The 22887-nt window shown below is 32.2% G+C and carries 16 protein-coding genes; 13 read left to right on the top strand and 3 right to left on the bottom strand.

Annotated elements, in window-relative coordinates:
- Window positions 1-38: 38 nt before the first annotated feature.
- From H6578_05765 to gmk, 6 genes are all read left to right on the top strand, one after another.
- On the top strand, window positions 39-4856 hold the full coding sequence (locus tag H6578_05765) for a T9SS type A sorting domain-containing protein (protein MCB9226659.1): 4818 nt from the start codon (window positions 39-41) through the stop codon (window positions 4854-4856).
- A gap of 62 nt (window positions 4857-4918) precedes the next feature.
- The gene (locus H6578_05760) at window positions 4919-7408 is read left to right on the top strand and encodes a carboxypeptidase-like regulatory domain-containing protein (protein ID MCB9226658.1); all 2490 of its coding nucleotides are present in this window, start codon (window positions 4919-4921) and stop codon (window positions 7406-7408) included.
- Between the two features lie 33 nt (window positions 7409-7441).
- On the top strand, window positions 7442-7927 hold the full coding sequence (locus tag H6578_05755; protein MCB9226657.1) for a YcxB family protein: 486 nt from the start codon (window positions 7442-7444) through the stop codon (window positions 7925-7927).
- Between the two features lies 1 nt (window position 7928).
- A complete protein-coding gene (locus H6578_05750; GenBank protein ID MCB9226656.1) occupies window positions 7929-8825 on the top strand; it encodes a DMT family transporter in 897 nt (298 codons plus the stop codon).
- A complete protein-coding gene (locus H6578_05745) occupies window positions 8822-9685 on the top strand; it encodes a YicC family protein (protein MCB9226655.1) in 864 nt (287 codons plus the stop codon). Before H6578_05750 ends, H6578_05745 begins: the two co-directional genes overlap by 4 nt.
- Window positions 9685-10254: a guanylate kinase gene (gmk, locus tag H6578_05740; protein MCB9226654.1), complete on the top strand. Its 570-nt coding sequence runs from the start codon at window positions 9685-9687 to the stop codon at window positions 10252-10254. The genes H6578_05745 and gmk overlap by 1 nt, the downstream gene beginning before the upstream one ends.
- A gap of 30 nt (window positions 10255-10284) precedes the next feature.
- Here the strand turns inward: gmk and H6578_05735 are convergent, their stop codons facing one another.
- Window positions 10285-11364: a mannose-1-phosphate guanylyltransferase gene (locus tag H6578_05735; GenBank protein MCB9226653.1), complete on the bottom strand. Its 1080-nt coding sequence runs from the start codon at window positions 11362-11364 to the stop codon at window positions 10285-10287.
- Between the two features lie 131 nt (window positions 11365-11495).
- Here H6578_05735 and recQ point away from each other — a divergent pair, with 131 nt between their 5' ends.
- The 3 genes from recQ to H6578_05720 are packed head-to-tail and all read left to right on the top strand — an operon-like array spanning window position 11496 to window position 14881.
- A complete protein-coding gene (recQ, locus tag H6578_05730) occupies window positions 11496-13697 on the top strand; it encodes a DNA helicase RecQ (protein MCB9226652.1) in 2202 nt (733 codons plus the stop codon).
- Between the two features lie 34 nt (window positions 13698-13731).
- Window positions 13732-14430 carry a YdcF family protein gene (locus H6578_05725; GenBank protein ID MCB9226651.1) on the top strand — a complete coding sequence of 233 codons (699 nt, stop codon included), beginning with the start codon at window positions 13732-13734 and terminating at the stop codon, window positions 14428-14430.
- The gene (locus tag H6578_05720; protein MCB9226650.1) at window positions 14420-14881 is read left to right on the top strand and encodes a hypothetical protein; all 462 of its coding nucleotides are present in this window, start codon (window positions 14420-14422) and stop codon (window positions 14879-14881) included. The genes H6578_05725 and H6578_05720 overlap by 11 nt, the downstream gene beginning before the upstream one ends.
- 155 nt (window positions 14882-15036) lie before the next feature.
- Here the strand turns inward: H6578_05720 and H6578_05715 are convergent, their stop codons facing one another.
- Window positions 15037-15552, bottom strand: a complete 516-nt coding sequence (locus H6578_05715; protein MCB9226649.1) for a hypothetical protein — start codon at window positions 15550-15552, stop codon at window positions 15037-15039.
- A 650-nt stretch (window positions 15553-16202) separates the two neighbouring features.
- Between H6578_05715 and H6578_05710 the strand changes: the two genes are divergently transcribed.
- Entirely contained in the window at window positions 16203-16907 is a 705-nt protein-coding gene (locus H6578_05710) for a PrsW family intramembrane metalloprotease (protein ID MCB9226648.1), read from the top strand.
- Between the two features lie 16 nt (window positions 16908-16923).
- Window positions 16924-17586: a spondin domain-containing protein gene (locus H6578_05705; GenBank protein ID MCB9226647.1), complete on the top strand. Its 663-nt coding sequence runs from the start codon at window positions 16924-16926 to the stop codon at window positions 17584-17586.
- Between the two features lie 8 nt (window positions 17587-17594).
- On the opposite strand, the gene H6578_05700 is transcribed toward H6578_05705, so the two are convergent.
- Entirely contained in the window at window positions 17595-19391 is a 1797-nt protein-coding gene (locus tag H6578_05700) for a hypothetical protein (protein ID MCB9226646.1), read from the bottom strand.
- 142 nt (window positions 19392-19533) lie between these two features.
- Between H6578_05700 and H6578_05695 the strand changes: the two genes are divergently transcribed.
- Entirely contained in the window at window positions 19534-20385 is an 852-nt protein-coding gene (locus tag H6578_05695) for a hypothetical protein (protein ID MCB9226645.1), read from the top strand.
- On the top strand, window positions 20382-22883 hold the full coding sequence (locus H6578_05690; protein ID MCB9226644.1) for a tetratricopeptide repeat protein: 2502 nt from the start codon (window positions 20382-20384) through the stop codon (window positions 22881-22883). The genes H6578_05695 and H6578_05690 overlap by 4 nt, the downstream gene beginning before the upstream one ends.
- Window positions 22884-22887 lie beyond the last annotated feature (4 nt).

Genomic DNA, 22887 nt, shown 5'->3' with positions numbered 1-22887 from the left:
ATTTTTACTATTTTAGCAGACTATTTAAAACTTAATTTATGAAAAAGATTTATACACTACTAAGTATTATGGGATTGTTTGTGTTTGCAAATGCTCAAATACACCGTTGTGGATATCAGCCTACTCAAGCCGATGTAGATTATATTGTAAACCATATTGCCAATTTAGCTATACCCAAAAATGGAGGTATGACTTGTGTGCCTATACAAGCCCATGTGGTAAGGCAAACAAATGGTAGTGGCGGTATTAGTAGTCAAGATATGAATTTAGGATTATCTTACTTAAACGATTATTACTATGAAGCAGGCATTGAATTTTTCTTTTGTGGTAATTCACCAAATTATGTAGATAATTCAAATTATTATGATTTTCAAGATTCAGAAGAAAATGCTTTAGCAGCAACAGCAGGAGAAAATCCTAATGCTATAAATATGTATTTTGTTGATGCCATAAATTATAACCCAAGTAGTGGAGGAGTAACCGCAGGATATGCTTATCCGCCTTCTTCGTCTTCTCAAAGTTTAAGAATAGTTTTACGAAACGATGCTGTAGCCAGTGGTCTTTCTATAGTACACGAAATGGGACACCATTTTAGTTTACTACATACTTTTACAGACCCGAATGGAAACCCAACTACAGAATTAGTAAATGGAACTAACTGCTCTTCTACAGGAGATTTAATATGTGATACTCCGGCAGACCCGGGTTTTGATGGAACGAATGTTAATTTTTTCAATTGTACATATTCTGGTACTGCTACAGATGCTAATGGCGACACTTATGCTCCAGATATTGAAAATGCTATGTCATATTTTCCAGAGCAATGTATGGATCCTTTTAATTTAACTCCTCAACAAATAGCAAGAATACAACAAGGTTTAACAGCAAGACAAAGTCCAAGCAATTCTTATGATTATTCTTGTACTCCTGCTAATGTGGTAGATCCTTCAAACTTAACAGCAACCGTTAATGGGTCTAATTTTGATATTGCTTGGACAGATAACTCTAATAATGAAACAGGTTTTATACTTGAAATTTCAACTACATCTGCTACAGCAGGCTTTAGAGCTTATGGAGGCTTAGCTACAGGAGCGAATGGTACTTCTATTTCAGTATCGGGAGGGCAACCTGCTACTATGTACTATTTTAGAGTAAAAGCTACTAATGATAACTGCAATAGTTATAGCAATGTTGACTCTGCTTCTTTAACTCCTCCTTGTGATATTACAGATATTCAACCATTAAGCCAATCGGGATGTTTTTCTGGATCAAACACATATACTCAATCCGTTATAGTTACTTATAGTAATGCACCTTCTACTGGAAACTTAGTAGTAAACGGTCAATCTTTTGCTATAACTTCAAGCCCTCAATCGGTTACATTAACAGCTTTAAATGCAGACGGAAACTGGGTAAATGTTACAGCCTATTTTAGCGACCAAACTTCTTGTACTTATACAGAAAATAATGTTTTTCAAGCACCCCCGGCATGTGGGGCTGTGTGTTCAATAGATAGTATTGTGGCTGGCACTCAGTCTGCCTGCGATGCTTCTAATAATTATACACAGGCAGTTACTTTATATTATACCAATCCTTTGTCGGGAACAATTAATGTTAATGGGCAAATATTTCCGGTAAGTGGAAATCCGCAAACGGTAACGCTTACCAATTTAAGTGGAAATGGAAGTGCAGTAGATGTAACTGCATTTTTCTCAAGCAATAGTGGCTGCTCATTAACTGAAACAGCATTATTTACTGCACCAAATTGTAGCGGAACTTGTAGTGCAGGAGATATTGACCCGTCAATTGCAGGCACGGCAATAGATTATTGTCCTAACACTTCAATAAGTTTTAGTAGTGACGGAAACGAAACGATACCTACAGGAGGAGGTTATGGTTTTGCATTTATGAGTGCTACAGATACTTTAGCTGTTACTATGGGAACTTCTTACACTGGAGATTTGAATGCCGATTTAGCCGCCAATAGTATTCCTCCATTGGCAGCAGGTACATATACTGTTATAGGTTATACTACAGACGATACTGCTGCAATATGTGATATAACAGGAACAGCTTTTACACTAAACGTTTTAGCTTCTAGCGACCCGGCATGTAGTGGTACAGCTTGTGATGCAGGAGATGTTTTATCTACATTAGATGGACAAACCTTTGATTATTGCCCCGGCACAAGTGTAGATTTAATAACAGATGGCACAGAAGTAATACCTACAGGAGAGCTATATGCTTGGGTATTTATTAATGCAACAGATACAGCTATTATTATGGCAGGACCAAACTACTCTGGAGATATAAATGCATTTTTAGTAGCCAATAGCCAGCCACCTATTCCTTATGGTACTTACTTAGTTTACGGTATAGTTTCTTCTGGAGGGCAAACTTTAGTATGTGATGAAACACCTGGAGATTTTTATATTAATGTATTACAATCATCAGACCCTGCATGTGCACCTCCTTGTAGCATAGATGCTATAACTGTTGGAACTCAAAGTGCTTGTAATCCGACTACAAATACTTATACGCAAGATATTACTTTTACATACTCAAATGCTCCTACGGGAACTATTAATGTAAACGGTCAAACTTTTGCCGTAACATCAAGTCCGCAAACAATTACTTTATCTAATTTATCGGCAAATGGAAGTGCAGTTAGCATTAATGCCTTTTTTACCAATAACACTTCATGCTCGTTTACACAAAGTAATGCATTTACTGCTCCTGCTGCTTGTAATGCTACAAGTTGTATAATAACAGCTATTTCTGCCGGCACACAAACCGCTTGCGACCCGGCTACAAATACTTATACTCAACAAATAACGGTAACTTATAACAATGCTCCTACGGGAACTTTAAATGTAAATGGACAAACATTCGCAGTAACATCAAGTCCACAAACAGTTACGCTTACCAACTTAACAGCCAATGGAACTGCTGTAAACGTAACAGCATTTTTTACTAATAATACATCATGTACTTTTACTCAAAATAATGCTTTCACAGCTCCGGCTAATTGTACACCACCACCTTCTTGTTCAGCAGGAGATATAGATCCGTCAATTGCTGGTACAGCTATAGATTACTGCCCTAATACTTCTATAAGTTTTAGTAGTGATGGCAATGAAGTTATTCCTACGGGCGGAGGTTATGGTTTTGCATTTATGAGTGCTACAGATACTGTGGCTATTACAATGGGAACTTCTTACACGGGAGATTTGAATGCCGATTTAGCCGCCAATAGTATTCCTCCATTAGTGGCAGGAGTATATACAGTTATAGGCTTTACATCAGACGATACTGCTGCAATATGCGATGTAACAGCTACAAGTTTTACTTTAAATGTTTTAACTGCCAGCGACCCGGCTTGTCAATCTACTCCTACTTGTGATGCGGGAGATGTAGTTAGTACTTTAAATGGACAAACATTTAATTATTGTCCGGGAACAGATGTTGATTTAATAACAGACGGAACAGAAACAATACCTTCTGGCGAAGTTTATGCTTGGGTGTTTATTAATGCAACAGATACCGCAATTATTCCTGTTGGAGCTAACTACAGTGGAGATATAAATGCACTTTTAGCTGCTAATAGCTTACCTACTATTCCTTATGGTACTTATACTGTATATGGTATTGTTACTACAAGTGGACAAACAGCTATTTGTGATGAAACTCCCGGAGATTTTATAGTAAATGTATTACAATCTTCAGACCCTGCGTGCCAAAGCCCATGTGCTATAACCGCAGTAACGGGGGGGGCACAAACTGCTTGCGACCCGGCTACAAATACTTATACTCAACAAATAACGATAACTTATAACAATGCACCTACGGGAACTCTAAATGTAAACGGTCAAACATTTGCCGTAACATCAAGTCCGCAAACAGTTACGCTTACCAACTTAACTGCTGATGGAAATGCTGTAGATGTAACAGCCTTCTTCTCAAATGCTGCTAACTGTAATTTTAGTAGTACAGCATTATTTACAGCCCCTGCCGCTTGTGCTGTTGTACCGTGTGCTATAAGTAATGTAAGTGTAGGAAACCAAAGTGCTTGCGATACATCAACCAATACATATACCCAAACCGTAACATTAACATATTCAAATGCTCCTACAGGTACTATTAATGTAAATGGACAAGTGTTTAATCAAACAAGTAGCCCACAAACGGTAACTTTAACTGGCTTAGTAGCCGATGGTAGTGCTGTAGCAATAAATGCTTTCTTTACAAATGATGCCTCTTGCTCTTATTCGAGTAGCAATGCCTTTGTTGCTCCTGTTAATTGCACTGGTGGTAGTGGTGTTTTAGACACCTTAGTGGTTATGATGATTCCTAATGGCTCTGGAACTATTTATGTAGAAAATGACATCATAACTTCAACACCATTTACAGGCTATTATGCACCAAATTCTATGATAAATATTAATGTAACTACATTTACAAATAATACATTTGATTTTTGGAAGTTAAACAATCTAAGTTTGATAGATTATAGTCCTTCTACTCAATTTGCCTTTATAAACCAAGATACTTTATTTGCGTATTTTAATGGAGCTATGTCTATACAAGCATTAGATGATGCTTTTAGCTCGTTTAAAGCCTATCCAACATTTGTAAATAATGAAATTACTTTTGAGTTTGAAACAAATAAAAATGTACCTCTAACTATTGATTTGTATAGCATAGACGGCAAAAAATTGACTACTTTCTTTAATGAAGAAGTTCAAGCTAATACCGTTTATAAGAAAAACTGTAGTGTAGGTGTAGCTGGAGGAATGTATTTCTTAAAAATAGCAACAGATAAACATTCTATATCTCAAAAAATAATAAAATATTAATAGGTAAAAAAATTAAATCAAAAAGGGATGATAAATTTCAGTCGTCCCTTTTTTAGTATTATATGAAACAGAAGCTATTCGCCTTATTTGGTTTAATATTTTGCTTAACTTTTGCTTTTTCACAAACTAAATTTTCTGGAAAAGTAACGGATAAAGAAACAGGCGAAACGCTACCATTTGTTACCATACAAACTCAGCCGGGAGCAGGTGGAGCTACTACAGATTTAGCTGGCAATTTTACGGTAAGTTCAACTACTGCTATAAAGGCATTAGTATTTAATTTTATAGGCTACGAAACTTTTACCTATAAAACACAAGGCTATAATGAAAATAACTTAAACATACAGCTAAAACCTACAGGCATACAAATAGAAGAAACGGTAGTAAAGGTAAAGCGTAAAAAAATGAAAATCCCCAAGGATACAGCCGCTGTTTCTTTGCAACAATTAATAGTTGACAATAAAGACAACAATCGCCCTAAATCTTTTTCATCATACCATTTTAAAGAGCACACAAAAATTGAGTTTGACTACTACAATTTTAAAGACAAACTAACCCAACTCAAAATTTTAAAACCCCTTTCCGTAGCATTTGACTATATAGATACCACAGAAAATGAAGTTAAATATCTTCCTATGCTTTTGCAGGAAAAGCTTAGTGAACATTACTACAATCAAAATCCACAGAAAGAAAAAATAAAAGATTTAGGGCAATATATGACCGGTGTACAAAACGTAAGTGCCATGGTTATTCTTGATGATATTTTTGAAAACTTTGATTTGTATGACAATATTATAATAGCAGGAGGAAAATCATTTACCAGTCCATTTTCTACCACGGGACTTTTAACTTACCGCTATTATTTAACAGACACCATTACAGAAAACGGCAAAGATTATTATCAACTTAGTTTTTACCCTAAAAGCCAAGAATCTATTTCATTTTTAGGCTATTCTTTAATAGACCCTAAAACTTACGCCATAAAATATATAGAATTTAAAGTGCCGGAAAAAGCAAATTTGAATTTCGTAAGCGAGTTTGTAGTTAGTCAATCTTTTGAAGAAGTAGAACCCAGCAAGTGGATGCTTAAAGCTGAGTTTATACAAATAGCCTTAAACCCTATAAGCAGAAAAAAGGGTAGGCAAATAATGGTGCGTAAAAATATGGAAAGGGGCGAAATAGAAGTAAATAAAAACTACCCCGATTCTATTTTTGAAGGAGAAAAGCAAGAAGTAGCCGATAGTCTTAAAAACCGAACAAGAGACTGGTGGACAGAAAACAGAGTGCAAGCTTTAAATGAAACAGAAGCAGGAATTTTAACTATGTCGGATAGTATAGAAAGAACGGGAATGTACAAAACGCTTAAATGGTTTGGTCATTTAGGTTCTACAGCTTTTTTAAAGGCCGGGCCTGTAGAGTTTGGTCGGTTTTATCAGTTTGTTAGTTGGAATAATGTAGAAGGTGTACGCCCAAAATTAGGACTGCGAACTAACGAAGATTTTCATGAAAACCTACAACTTTGGGGATATTTAGCTTATGGAATTAAAGATAAACAGTTTAAATCCTTTGCTAATGTTAGAGTGATGCTACCACGAGAAAATAGGAAATGGCACGTTTTAGAATTGAATTATAAAAAAGACTTTACCTTTTTAGGGCAAGATTATGAAGATCAACAATTTGCCCATGACAATATATTTTTGGCACTGCTAAGAAGAGGCCCGTTAGAAAAAATTATTATGATGGAAAACTTTACCCTTACTTACGAAAGAGAGTGGGTTAAAGGTTATACCACACAAATAAAATTGGGACCAAAAGCTTTTTATGCCGTTCCCGGAGTTTTTGATTTTGAAAAAAATAATGCAGATGGCACTACAGAATTTGTTGAAAAAATAAATGTGGCAGAAATAAGTATTAATCAGCATTTTGGTTTTGGACAAACATTTTATGAAAATAAATATTACCGATTTCCGGGGTTTTCAAAAAAGCCTGTAATAGATTTAGATTATACCGTAGCACTTAAAAATATATTGGGTAGTGATTATAATTATCATAAACTTGAATTAAAATACTACCATAGATTATCAAGCAAGATAGGATATACACACCTTAATGCTAATGCCGGAAAAATATTTGGAAAACTACCCTACACTTTAATGTTTATTCCTATGGCTAATCAAAGTTTTTATTTTAATGGAAGAGCCTATCAGCTTATGAATGAATTTGAATTTGTAGCAGACGAATATGCTTCTTTGTGGATTGAGCATCATTTTGACGGAGCTATATTTAACAAAATACCGGGCATAAACAAACTAAAATTAAGAAGCTTAATATCCGCCAAAGGATTAATAGGCAACGCTAAAAAAGCAAATATTAATGAATTTAAACTACCTGCCGAAATGAGTACTTTAGAAAATTGGTATGTAGAAGTGGGTTTTGGAATAGAAAATATACTGCAAATGTTGCGTTTTGATTTTTATTGGAGATTAACGCAACGCGATAAACCCGGTGTACAAAAATTTGGGGTAAAGTTTGCCGTTACACCAAAACTTTAGTTACAGCATAGCTTTTATGGTTATATTTGCTTAATGTTTACAAAAAACTTTTCTTACACACACGCAGATATAGAGCAAGCTTTCAATTTGCACTATGCAAAAAAATATCCCATAAGAAGTAAGTTGCTGTTAATTCTTGGCGTATTACTATTAGTTTTATTTCTTGTTTTTTTTGTGGCTAAAAGTATGTCTTCAACTTTGCCACAGCTTAAATGGTTGCTTTTAGTAATGGGCTTATTTTATATAGGTTTTTATTTTTTCAGAAAAAAATCAATAGTAAAAAGAGCCATGCTAAACCCTACAATAAACCAAATGGAAAGCATTAGTATAAACAAAGAAGTTTTAAAATTAAAAGGAAAAAATGGCGAAGGCGATATAGCTTTCAGTACTATTACTGAAACCGAAGAAGATGAAAACAGTTTTTTATTGTATTTCACTACAAGCAATTTTCTTATAATACCCAAAAGACTGTTAAATGCTCAGGAGCTTAATGAATTGAAAAGCTATTTAAAGAAGTAAAATGCCCAAAAATATTTTTGCTCATTTAGCCATAATAACTGCCAATGTATTTTATGCTGCCAACTATACTGTGGCTAAGTGGGTAATGCCAAAATATATTAAACCATTCGGTTTTATTTTTATTCGGGTGGCAGGTGCTGTTTTGTTTTTTTGGTTGATTTCTATTTTTATAAAAGAAGATAAATTAGAAACCAAAGATTTCATCCGCTTATTTTTTTGCGGTATTTTTGGTGTAGCCATTAACCAGTTGTTTTTCTTTAAAGGTTTAGATTTAACTACGCCTGTTAACGCCTCTCTTATGATGATAACTACGCCTATTATGGTAGTAGTAATTGCTATTTTGGCTAAAAAAGAAATGTTTACATGGTTAAAAACTTTTGGAATTTTGTTGGGAGCTACAGGTGCATTTTTGCTATTGTTAGGCAAAGAGTTTTCTTTTAATTCATCTACCAGTTTAGGCAATTTTTTTGTGTTTATTAATGCCGTATCTTACAGTATATATTTAACTATAGTAAAACCATTAATGAACAAATACAAACCCATACAAATAGTTAAATGGGTTTTTCTATTTGGTTTTATTCCCGTGTTTTTTGTAAGCTTCCCGGAGTTTAAAGCTATAGAATGGCACACTTTTGAAACAAACACCTGGCTTTCTTTATTTTTTGTGGTATTTGCCGTTACGTGCTTAGCATATTTGTTTAATATTTATGCTTTAAGTATAGTTAATCCTTCTGTAGTAGGTATTTATATATATTTGCAACCATTATTGGCAACTTTTTTTGCTATTTTAATGAAAGCAGATACTTTAAATTGGATTAAAATAAGTGCTGCGGCATTAATTTGCTTAGGAGTATATTTTGTAAGTTTTCATAAAAACAAAAAATTAATTAACGCATGATTTATTCAATGACAGGCTTTGGAAAAAGTGATTTTAAGCTTAAAAACAAAAGTTTTGTAATAGAAATTAAAACCCTTAACAGTAAGCAAACCGATATGTATTTTAGACTTCCGGCTTTAATGCAAGAAATGGAAATAGAGCTTAGAAGCATAGTGTCGGATATACTGCTAAGAGGAAAAATAAATGTAAATATATCTACTGCCGATAATACCGAAATAGAAAATTATAAAATAGATACAGCCGTACTTAATAATTATTATGAGCAAATAAAAGGAATAATAAACAATAAAGAAAATGTGCTAAATGCCTTGCTTACTTTGCCCAATGCGGTTACTTCAAGCCAAGAAACACTGACAGATAATGACAAAAAAGTGGTAAAAGAAGCTTTAAAAAGTGCTTGTGCAGAAGTAATGAAATTTAGACTTAAAGAGGGCAAAGTTTTAAAAGAAGATTTAGAAAAAAGAATAGAAAATATAACTGTAGCAAAGGCAGATATTGAAAAATTGGCACCTATAAGAATAGAGAAAATAAGAGCTAAAATAAAAGATAGTTTAAACAGCTTAAAAGCAGACGTAAGCTATAATGAAGACCGCTTTGAGCAGGAATTAATTTATTATATAGAAAAACTTGATGTTACAGAGGAGTTTGTTCGTTTAGATGCTCATACAAAGCATTTTTTAGAAGAAATATCTAATGCTACTGTGGCAAAAGGGAAAAAATTAAACTTTATCAGCCAAGAAATAGGGCGAGAAATAAACACCATAGGTAGCAAAGCTAATGATGCAGATATACAAAAAGATGTGGTGCAGATGAAAGATGAATTAGAAAAAATAAAAGAACAAGTAAATAATATTTTATAATGCAAAAAGCTATAATCATTACAGCCCCCAGCGGTGCAGGCAAAACTACATTAGTTAAAAAATTATTGCAAGAAAGAAGTGATTTGGCATTTTCTGTTTCGGCATGTACAAGACATAAAAGAGAAAATGAGGTAGAAGGAAAAGATTATTATTTTATCACTCCGCAGCAGTTTCAGCAAAAGATAAAAGAAGGAGCTTTTGCCGAGTGGGAAGAAGTGTATGAAAATATGTATTACGGCACTTTAATGAGTGAGATAGAAAGAATATGGGCAGATAATAAAACCGTAATTTTTGATATAGATGTAAAAGGAGCATTAAGTTTAAAGAAGAAATTGGGTAGTAAGGCATTAGCTGTTTTTATAGCTCCACCCAGTGTAAAAGTTTTAAAATCAAGATTAGAAAACAGAGGCACAGAAAACCAACAAACCCTGCAAAAAAGAGTAGATAAAGCCCTTTATGAGATGAAATATAAAGAAGCAATGGATACTTTTGTAATTAACGACAATTTAGAGGAAGCATTTCAGCAATTATCTATAAAAGTGGATGCGTTTATCCATTTAGATGAATAGTTTAGCGGATTTGTAATTCAATAACTTTTCTTACAAAAACTTATCTAACTTATTGTTTTTCAAATCATTAGTTATTTTTTTAACCTCTTGCTCTCGGTCTTTTTTAAATATCATAAGCACATCATCGGTATCAATAACGCAGTAATCTTTTAGTCCATTTACTACTACCAGCTTTTTATCATCTGCCACTATCATATTATCGGCACTATCATATATGTGTACCAATTTTCCTTTTACAGCATTTTTTAAGTAGTCTTTTTCATAAACATCATAAAGTGAGGTCCATGTACCAATATCGCTCCAGCCAAAATTAGCAGGTATAACATACACATTATCAGCTTTTTCCATAATGCCATAGTCAATAGAAATGCTGGTGCACTGCGTATAAGCCACAGAAATAGCTTTTGATTCATTTTCAGTAAAAAAGTCGTTTTTGCAACTATCTATAGCGTCATAAACTTCAGGCAAATAAGTTTTAAATGCTTCAATTATAGTTTTAGATTTCCAAATAAAAGTACCGGAGTTCCATAAAAAATCGCCACTTTTATAAAAGGTCTTAGCCAATTCTTTATCCGGTTTTTCGGTAAATGCTTTTACCTTAAATATACCGTCTATTTCATTTTCTTCTCTTTGTATATAGCCATAGCCGGTATCTGCTCTGGTGGGTTTAATACCCAAAGTAAGCAAAACCTCATTTTTTTCTACAAAATTTAAAGCTTGGTCAATAATTTCAGTAAACTTTCCTTCTTTAAGTATAATATGGTCAGAAGGAGTTACAATTATATTAGCATTTTCGTTTAAATAATGTATTTTTTGACACACATAAGCCACACAAGGAGCGGTATTTCTTCTAATAGGTTCTGCCAGTATTTGGCTGTCGTTCACTTCGGGAAGTTGTTCTTTTACTAAGTTTACATAATCTTCATTAGTAACTATATAAATATTTTCTAAAGGGCATAGTTTGCTAAATCTTTCAAAAGTAAGTTGCAAAAGAGATTGTCCTGTATTTAAAACATCTAAAAATTGCTTGGGTTTATCTATTCTACTATAAGGCCAAAACCGACTACCAATTCCCCCTGCCATAATAGCCACATAAGTGTTATTGTTAATATTCATATATTGAGTAAGGTTGTAAAAGCAAAGGTACAAACTTAAAAGTGCTATTTTTTTTAAAAATTTCTAAAAATACCCAATTTTGTAGTATCTTTAAGTAAGCGAAAAAAACAGATATAGATATACTTATGCCAGAAACTCTTAGAACAAACCTTAAAGATGCTTTAAAAAACAATTTTGGATTTGATAGTTTTAAAGGACGTCAAGAAGAAATAATAACAAGCCTTTTAGAAGGAAACGATACCGTAGTAATAATGCCTACCGGTGGTGGAAAATCGTTGTGCTATCAGCTACCTGCTTTGGTTAGTGAAGGAACAGCTTTAGTTATTTCTCCGCTAATAGCATTAATGAAAAACCAAGTGGATTTAATACGTGGCTATGCCAGCGATGACACCATAGCTCATTTTTTTAATTCTTCATTAAATAAATCTGAAAAAATACAAGTATTAAGTGATGTAGAATCGGGTAAAACCAAAATGCTATACATTGCTCCCGAAACACTTACAAAAGAAGAAACTTTAGAGTTTTTTAAAAGCATTACCGTTTCTTTTGTAGCAGTAGATGAAGCACATTGTATATCGGAATGGGGACACGATTTTAGACCGGAATACAGAAATATTAGAGATATGATAGAAATAATAGGAGATAATATTCCTATTATTGCCCTTACTGCTACGGCTACACCCAAAGTACAGTCCGATATTTTGAAAACATTAAAATTAGAAGAGCCCAGTATATTTATAGACTCTTTTAATAGAGAAAAGTTGTATTATGAAATTCGTCCTAAAAAGAATGACGAAGCAACCTTAAAAAATATAGTAGGATTTATAAGAAACAAACCCAACAAAAGCGGTATTATTTATACTATAAATAGAAAATCTACTGAAAAAATAGCTGAAATGCTAAATGTAAACGGAATAAGTGCTAAGCCTTATCACGCTGGTTTAGATGGTAAAATAAGAACAACCACTCAAGATGATTTTTTAATGGAGCGGATTAATGTAGTAGTTGCCACCATTGCCTTTGGTATGGGAATAGATAAGCCGGATATTCGTTTTGTAATTCATTATGATTTGCCTAAAAGTTTAGAAAATTACTATCAAGAAACAGGAAGAGCAGGAAGAGATGGACTTGGGGGCGACTGTATATGCTACTACAACTATAAAGATGTTACCAAATTAGAACATCTTTTTAAAGATAAACCCGTAGCAGAACGCGAACGAAATATGCAGTTGATAGATGAAACTTTAGCTTTTATAGAATCTTCGGTTTGTAGAAGAAAATTTATTTTACATTACTTTGGCGAGCAATACGAAGAAGAAAACTGTGGATACTGTGATAACTGCAAAAACCCTAAAGAGAAAATAGAGGTTAAAAAAGAATTAAAAATTATACTTGAAGGCATTAGAGATACTAGAGAAAACTTTGATATTCAATATCTTATGAAGTTTTTTAAAGGTGTAAAATCTAATGAGATAATGGAGTACGGGCATGAAAAACTACCACAATATGGTGCTTTTAAGGGGCAAGACGACCAGTTTACGCAAGGTATCATTCGTCAGGCATTAATAGCCGGTTATATATGGAAAGATATAGAACAATATGGCGTAATAATGCTAAAAGACAAAGGGCGAGAGTTTATAGAAAACCCAACATCTTTTAGTTTTACAAAAAATCATGATTATAAAGCCGATTCTGAAACGGTAGTTAGTGCCGGAAGCGGAGGAGAAGCCGTACTTGACGAAGTGTTGCTTAAAATTTTGAAAGATTTGCGTAAAAAAGTAGCAAATGAGCATAATTTGCCGCCTTATGTTATTTTTCAAGATGCTTCTTTAGAAGATATGGCACTTTTATATCCTATAAGTATAGAAGAATTTGCCAATATTCAAGGAGTAAGTAAAGGTAAAGCCATGCGATATGGGCAAAAATTTTCTGAAGCTATAAAAAAGTACGTGCAAGAAAATGAAATAGAACGCCCCGATGATTTTGTAATGCGAACAATGGCAAATAAATCAAGCGATAAAATAAAAATAATACAAGCAATAGATAAAAAATTGCCACTTAAAGATTTAGCTAAAAGTTTAAACCTTAATCGCCAAGAATTATTAGACGAAATAGAAACTATTGTTAATTCAGGCACTAAATTAAATATTTCTTATGCCGTAGAAGAAGCATTAGACGAAGACCTTGCAGAAGAGATATATGATTATTTTAAAGAAAGTGAAACAGACGATTTAAGTACCGCATTAGAAGAATTTGAAGGAGAAGATATTGACTTAGAAGAAATACAAATAGTGCGTATTAAATTTATGAGCGAAAACGCTAATTAAACCATTACTATTTACAAATATTGCTTTAACTATTATGATAAAAAAATGGTTTAAATATTCATTGCTGTTTATTTTTTTGTTCGTTGCATTTTCATCGTGTGTTTCGGTGTATATAATTCCCAATAAGCAGTTTAACTACGCCAAAAACCATAGCCCTTTTGATGCCATAATAGTGCCGGGTATTCCATATAATGAAGCAGAAGGCTGGGATTCCATTATGAAAATGCGAGTGCTTTGGAGTGTTTATTTATATAAGCAAGGGCTAACTAAAAATATTATTTATTCGGGTTCTTCGGTTTATACGCCATATTACGAAAGTAAAATAATGCGGTTATATGCCATTAAACTGGGAGTAGATTCTAACCATATTTATACAGAAAGCGAAGCCAAACACGGGGTAGAAAATCTGTATTATTCTTATAAAATGGGAAGAGAAATGGGTTTTGAAAACCTGGCAGTAGCTACCGACCCTGGGCAAAATTTACAGATAGCTTATTATGGCAAGCCCATGGCATCTTTTGTAGATTTTATACCGGCAATATTCAGTAAAATTTCTTTTTCCGGTAGCGATACCATTCATATTAATCCTCAATCTGCTTATAATAGTAATTATGAACCGTACATAGAAAATCTATCTATAAAAGAGCGACTTAAACGTTCAGCAGGCAAAACAGGCACTAAGCAAAAAATGACGGAATATTTGAAACAAGAACGAGCAAAAAATGCTAAGTAAGTATGGAAATAGAGAAATAGAAAGCTATAATGAGATTTTAAATTTTAGAATAGAAGACAACTGGAATCAATTTTACGAAAGGGTTTATTATCAAGTTGTTTTTAAAAATGGTACGGAGGTTATTTTGTTTAACGAAGTTTCAAATTCATATTTTTTTGATGAAGCAACTGAAGAAGAATTTCAACAAATTAAAAACACAGAAGAGTTTTTTAGTGAATTAGAAGAAAATGAATTTTTATTAGATTTTATCAGTGAAAAATCTTACCGTTGTCCTAAGTATGTGTATTTTACTTTTTTAATTGTAGATGAGCAGTTTAAACTATTGTTTAAAGAAAACTTAGAAAAAGAAATAGAAGGATATACTAAACAAGATTTTTATAATGATGAAATAGAGAAAATAAATTCCTTTTATGCTTATGTTTCGGATAATGAAAATGCAAAAATTTTGTAGTGGGGAATAGGCAAGAAATATTTTATAATTTGCGAGATAATAGAGAAGAATTTATTTCTGAAATACATAGCTAAGATTAATACATTAATAAAACATACAGAATCAGAATTGGTTATTCTTGAGAAAGAATATTTGAAATAGTAAGTATTAAATACTTACCTCAATTTTATTTTAAAAGAACCATAATCTCTACCTATATAAGATGTAGAATTTGATAAAGGATCAATATAAGCAATAATATATCTAAAATTGCCTTCCATATATCCATTTTCATTGTTTAGCAATTCTAAATTACCACCAGTATATGGTTTATTTGAATGTATTCTGTAGCAAGGGTTTAAAGCCCCATCATTATAGCAATATCTAACATCTAAATTAGAATTTGAGGCATTATAAGTTTCTACACCATTATAATCTACTTTTATATCTACTTCATCTACAAAAATATGAAGCACTTCTACTCCATTAACTGTTGTTATTTCTGCATAAAAATCATCAGCATCTATTATTGTAGAATTTACTTCACAAAACTGAGGATTAGCAGGACAATCATATTCTTGATATTTTGCAAATTGTCCATCATTATCATTGTTATCATCTTTATCTTTTGAGCAAGAAGAAATAACCAGCATTAGTGCTACTGAAAGGAAAGTAAGTTTAATAATTTTCATAGTTGTACTTTTTACATTTCAAAAGTAACAACTTTTTACTTTTACCTATATAAGGCAGTTGCACTATAAACTATCTATTTAGTTTTCAATTTCAACCCCAACTCATCAAGCTGAGCTTCATCAACTACATTTGGGGCATCCATCATTATATCTCTGCCTGCATTGTTTTTAGGAAAAGCAATTTCTATTCGCAGCATCTCGCTACAACCTCACCCTTCAAGGTGATAACACCTTGAATAGTGAGAGTAATCTTTTTACTTGATTGAGATTGCCACAAAAATTACTCCTCCGTCATAATTTTTTCGCAAAGACGTACAACTGTTAGTTCGTCATCTGACGATAGGAAGTATATCATTTTTTTGTATTCATAAAATTCAGTATAATTTCAATAAATTTTCAGATTTGAAAAAGTTATTACAACACAATAGAAAGGAATTTATGTCAGAAATAGTTTCTAATACCGATTAGGAATATATAATAGTCCAATTTAGGTTGTACCTTATTGTACTAAATATATTGCTCTATCGGCATTTACCATTGTAAAACACCAAATAGATTAGACTATTTTGTGTTGACAATTGGTATAAGATTAAAATATTAATATTCAGCAGAATAAAAAAACTCTTATTATCTTAGCTTAAATTTTTTTAATGGTTTTACTTGGATTAGCTCTTGCTCCTGTTGTTTTTATAGCAAGTTATATTTACTTAAAAGACAAATATGATAGAGAGCCACTTAAACACTTGTTTATCAGTTTTATATTGGGAGCTTTAAGCACCTTTCCTGCCGCCATTATTGAGTTTTCTTTAGGAAGCTATTTCCCCGAAAACCGAATGCATATTCCTACAACTATTATTCATGCGTTTTTGATAGTAGCACTAACGGAAGAATTTGTAAAGTGGGTTGTGCTAAAATTTTATGCCTATAGGCAAAAAGAGTTTAATGAACCTTTTGACGGTATAGTATATGGCGTAATGGTAAGTTTAGGTTTTGCTGCCTTAGAAAATATAATTTATGTTTATCAGGGCGGTTTTCATGTGGCTCTTTTACGTATGTTTACGGCTGTACCGGCACATGCCAGTTTTGGTGTAATGATGGGCTACTATTTTGGCTTGGCATGGATGCATAAAGATAAAGCATGGCAATACAAACTAAGAGGCTTAATTATTGCCACCGTATTACATGGTATTTATGATTTTTTCTTGTTTCAAGAAAACTATCCCGCTTTTATGTTTTTCTCCTTTTTAGGTTTAATTATTAGTATCAGATTAAGCAGAAAAGCTATAATAAAACATCAATTGGTTTCTCCATTTCATCCAAATAACAAAACAGACAATGACAACAATATTGTATAAAGCACGTTTTAACTTTATGAAAAAAAACATTTTTTTTATACTGTTTATTGTCTTGCTTACTTCATGTAAAAAAGAAAAAACAGATTTATTTTCTGTAGTGTATGAAGTGGAGTTTATTAGTACGTGGAGTGCCAATACTCACCCTACAGATTTTCCTGCAAATGCACATTTTTCTCCATTTGTAGCTGTTTCTCATTTAACAGGAGCTCAATTATTTACAGTAGGGTTAAATGCAAGTGAGGGTATAAAAGAAATGGCAGAAACAGGAGCTACTAACAAGTTAGAAAATGAAATAACTCAGTGGCTTAACGGCTCAATAGCAGTAGATAAAGCGGTAGGAAATACTTTTAATAGCCCCGGTAATAGCAATAAAGTGCAAATAGGTGTAAGAGAAGGATACCATACCATAACAGCTGTGAGCATGGTGGCTCCCAGCCCCGATTGGTTTGTGGCTACCCAAACGGCTCTGTACGATGCTGCTGACGGTATGTGGTATGATGAGGTAATAAGCAACGTAGCCGCTTATGATGCTGGTACAGATAGTGGAAATACCTTTGCCGCTACAGATACTGCCACTACACCCGTAGCATCTATAAATTTTATTAGTACAGGTCCACTATCTGAAGGTCAAGACACGGTGGCAAACATGGGATATTTTAAGTTTGTAAGAGTTCAGTAAAATATAAGCTAAGCTTTTTCTACTACATAATTTCCTAAAACCAAAATATCAATATCTGTATTTAAAAAACAATTTATGGCATCTTGTGGTGTGCAAACAACGGGTTCGCTACGCACATTAAAACTGGTATTTACTAAAACACCTATGCCTGTTTCTTTTTTAAAAGCCGTTAGTAAATCAAATATCTTTTTGTTAGATTCTGCTGTTACTGTTTGTATTCTGGCAGAGTAATCTACATGCGTTATTGCAGGAATTTCTGACCGCTCTTTATTAATTAAATCGGTTAAATTATCTGAGTTTATTTCAAAATCTTTTCGGTATTCTTTTAATATTTTATGCACCATAAGCATGTATGGCGAATCGTAATTTTTACCAAAATACTTTTGAAATTCTTCTTTTAACATTATGGGTGCAAAAGGTCTGAAACTCTCTCGTTTTTTTACTTTTAAATTTAACTTAGATTGTGTTTCAGCATGCAAAGGATTACCTAAAATACTTCTGTTTCCCAAAGCTCTTGGTCCGTATTCCATTTTTCCCTGAAACCAACCCACTACTTTATTTTGTAGCAAACTATTTTTTGTAAATTCTATTAAACCCTCATCGTCAAACAAATTCCACATTAAATTATTATTAGCCAAAGCTCTTTCTATTTCAGTATTTGAAAAAGAAGCACCTAAATAAGCATAACTCATAGCATCGGGAAAAATAATTTTTCTTTCATTTTTAGCAGCCATATAATAATAAGCTAAAGCGGCACCTAATGCACCTCCTGCATCTCCTGCTGCCGGCTGAATAAATATGTTTTCATAAAAATTTAATTCCTCTAAAACGCCATTAGCTACACAGTTTAAAGCCACACCTCCCGACAAGCATAAATTTTCTGCTTTAGTAATATTTTTAGCTTCTTTAGCCATTTTTATAATTACTTCCTCTGTAACTATTTGAAGTGCTGCCGCTAAAGAATAGTGTTCTTTTGTAAGCGTGCTTTCTTCTTTTCTGGTTTTTAATCCAAAAAGTTGCTCAAACTTGCTTTCGTTTATCATTTTAAAAGATGTGGCATAAGCAAAATACTCTTGATTAAGCTTAAAAGAACCATCATCATATATTTCTATAAGATGTGTTTTTATTTTGTGGGTGTATTGTTTTACTAAATCACTTTCTCTATTGCCGTAGGGAGCTAAACCCATTACTTTGTACTCTCCACTATTAACTTTAAATCCTAAAAAGTAGGTAAAAGCAGAATATAATAAACCTAAAGAATGGGGAAAATGAATTTCTTTTAAGGTTGTAATATTATTGTCTTTGCCTAAGGCAATAGAAGCTGTAGCCCATTCCCCAACGCCATCTACTGTTAAAATAGCTGCTTTTTGAAACGGAGAAGGGAAAAAAGCACTTGCCGCATGAGATAAATGATGTTTAGAAAAATGCAATTTTGTTTTTTCCCAATTTATATCTCCTATTTCTTTGAGTTCCTTTTTTAGTTGGTCTTTTATAAAAAGTTTTTCTTTAAGCCAAGCTGGAATGGCTCTTACAAACTGCCACCATCCTTTTGGAGCTTCTTCCATATAGGTTTGTAATAAGCGTTCAAATTTCAGGAAAGGTTTATCGTAAAAAACAATAGCGTCAATTTGGTTAATATGTAAATGTGTAATATTTAAGCAAGCAATAATTGCATTTTTAGGAAATGCTTTATCGTGCTTTAATCGGGTAAAGCGTTCTTCTTGAACAGCAGCTTTTATTATTCCATTCTCTAAAATAACTGCCGCACTATCATGATAATAAGCTGAAATTCCTAAAACAACCATTTACGTAGCCAAAGATAATTTATTTAAAAATTAAAAGTAATATTGTGCTTCTTTTTTAATACTTAGCTTTGCTATATTTACAGTTATTTAAAATATTGCAATATTGCTTTTTCAGTTTTGTACCATAACAACGCACTCCCACTTGTATAAATGCTATGCCTTAGCAGATAGTTTGCAGGCTTATGATGCACATCTTTCTGTTTTAATAGTAGATGCTGATACTGTAGATAAAACAAATGCACCCAAAAATGTTTCTTTTAGTTTTTTGCGAGATATTGACAATGAAACAGGCTTGAAACTGATTAAAAAATATAAAAACCATAAGGACAAACTTCGTTGGAGTTTAAAATCTATATTTTTATTGCATTTATTAAAACAAAAACAGCAAGTAATTTATGTAGATAACGACATTTTCTTTTTTAATGATTTTAAATTTTTATTTAAGTTGTTAAAAACGCATACGGTATTATTAACGCCACATCATTATAAGTACAACCCCGAAAAAGAGCAAAATTGGTTAGAAGCAAATTTTAGAGTAGGACTTTATAATGCGGGGTTTGTGGGCGTTAATCAAAATGCTGAAAAGGTGTTGGAATGGTGGGCAAAAGCTTGTTTGTATCGTTGTGAAAAAAATTATTTTAGAGGTTTGTTTGACGACCAAAAATATTTAGATTTATTTCCCATAATTGAAGAAAACACACATATAGTTAGGCATAAAGGCTGCAATGTGGCAGGCTGGAATAGCGAAATTAATAAGATAGATATAGTTAATGGCAAAATTTTAATAGCGAATACTTTCTCTTTAATTTTTTATCATTTTAATGATTATTCGCTTCAAATGATTGATAAAGAAAGTCCAATTTTTAAAAATTATATAACAGCATTAAAAAAATATAAATCAGATTTAGGCAACTTATATAAAAATGCTAACTTGACACTCCTTGACAGCATTAAACTAAAAATTTGGAACATATTAAACCGTTTAAACAAGTGAAATTAAAGTGGATATATATTATTGTAGCTTTAGTGGCGTTTGTATTGTATGCCAATACTTTAAAACATGAGTTTGTTTGGGACGACCAAATAGTAATAACATTAAATTCAGTAACCAGTAAAGGTTTTGATGGATTAAAAGAAATTTGGACTACCGAAAACTATATACAAGACCGACCAACATATAGACCCGTACCGCAAACTTATTTTGCTACCTTGTGGCAGTTTTTTCCTGATAATCCCTTGCCTTTTCATGTAGGAACAGTTTTGTTATATGCTCTGTGTTGTTTTTCATTTTTATTTGTGTTAAAGCATTTTTTTCCCAATTTAGATAATTGGTTGTTGCTATTTATAGGCTTATATTTTGTTTTATTGCCGGTACATTCTGAGGTAGTAGCCAATAATAAAAGTAGCGATGAACTGTTAAGTGCTATTTTTGTTTTATGGAGTTTATATTTTGCCGATAAAAAAGCTACTAAATATCTAATAGTAGCATTATTGCTATTTGCTTTTGCTTTACTTTCTAAATTATCTGCCTTAACAGTTGCACCTATTTTATTGTATTTATTTTTGAGAAGTAACAATCGTTTTAATACAATAAGTCAATACTTTGAAAAAAATATCACTATAATAAATCAAGTTTTAACTATTACTTGTTTTTTATTTCTTTTAGTCCTAACTAAATACACTACTTGGTGGCTTGATTTATTTCATTTTCCATTATTGTTATTATTATTGCTGTATGCTAAAAAGAATTTTTCACCTAAAGTTTTAATAATTATTACCCTTATAGTAGGTGCTTATTTGTATTATATTGGCAACAAATTTTTAATTCCTTTCTATATTTTTTACACCTTATTTTCTTTAAGTAAAGAGTACTTTAATTTTAAAAATATTTTCTTTTTAGCTTTTGTAATAGGTGGAAGTATTTTAATGTTTCTTTCAAAAACATACATTGCCATTGTGTTTTTAATATGCATATTTGTTATACTTGCGTATTATAAAAATGATGAAAAATTAAATTGGAAAATTCTTCTTCCTATTTCAGTTCTTCCTATAATTATAAGCTTGGGGTGGATAATTGTTACTAAAAATTTTCCTCAAGTAACTACGTTAGTAGTGCTTTTTCTCCCTCTTTTTTTACTGTTAAAGAGAAAGTATAAACTGCATTGGCTGTTTTTAGTTTTTTTAGCTACGCTTACAATTTTTGAGTATCATATTCATAAATCAAATTACAATAATGATTTTGAATACATATTTACAGCCCATAAAACCACAAATGAAAACAGCACAAATGAAGTAAACACTGACCCTACAAAACGTGTTTTTGAAAACCAACCCTATCATAATATATTAGTTTCTGCACCAGATTTAGCTACAAAATCGGCAACTATTTTAAAAATACAGTTAATCTATCTTCAAAAATTAATTTTTCCTGTTCACTTAGTACACCAGCATGGTGCATGGCAAATAAAATTTGCAACATGGAAAAACTGGGAAGTTTATCTTTCTATTATTGTGCATCTTGCACTATTATATTTGCTTTACTTCTTTTACAAAAAGAAATATTACTTATTGTTTTGGTCGCTGGTTTGGTATTTTTTAACTATTTCTATTTATACAAACATTGTGCGGCTAATGCCCGATACTTTGGCAGAAAGATTTTTGTTTTTGCCTTCTATGGGTTTTTGTGTTTTAATGGTTGTTGGTGTTTTTAAGCTATTTAGCTCTTTTATAAAAGACCAAAAAAACATTAAAATTATATTAGCTGTTTGCTTAGCTCCTCTTTTTGTTTATTTTTCTTACAAAGTATATAATAGAAATAAAGCTTGGAAAAGCAATTACGATCTTTCGTTAAGAACATTGCCTTATGCTCCAAACAACGCGGCTATCAATGCACAATATGCTGTAGAATTGAGAAACTTAGTGAAATATAATTTAGTTGAAAACAAAGATTCTGTTAATGCTTTAGCGGTTGAACATTACAAAAAATCTATTGAAATATTTCCTGAATTTTATGGTCCTTACTCCGACCTTGCTGTATATTATATTTTGCAAGCCGACCCCAATAATGCTTATCCTTATTTAAAAAAGGCTACCGAGCTTAAACCCGAAGAATGGATACATTTTTATTACTTGGGTTTAATTCATTACGAAAGAAAAAAATATGCAGACGCTATTGTTGATTTTGATGCCGTTATTAATAACTACGATATAAATAAAAAACCATTAGAAAATCCCGAATTAAAAGATGCTTATGAATATAAAGGGCGGTGTTTGTTTAATTTAGGAAAAGTAGATGAAGCTACCGCCACTATGGAAAAAGCTATAGAAAGATTTAATGATAAAACAAGCTACATTTTGCTGGGTAATACGTATAGAAAATCCGGGAAAAAAGATAAAGCCATTGAAACTTTTGAAAGACTTCTACAACAAAATCCTAATGATGAAAAATTAAGGAATACTATAGAGTTATTGAAAGAGGGGAAAATATATTAATTTA

The organism is Chitinophagales bacterium, assembly GCA_020635995.1.
GTDB lineage: Bacteria > Bacteroidota > Bacteroidia > Chitinophagales > UBA8649 > JAFMKE01.
The sequence above is the reverse complement of the archived record's forward strand: the minus strand, read 5'-3'. Positions and strand labels throughout refer to the sequence as shown.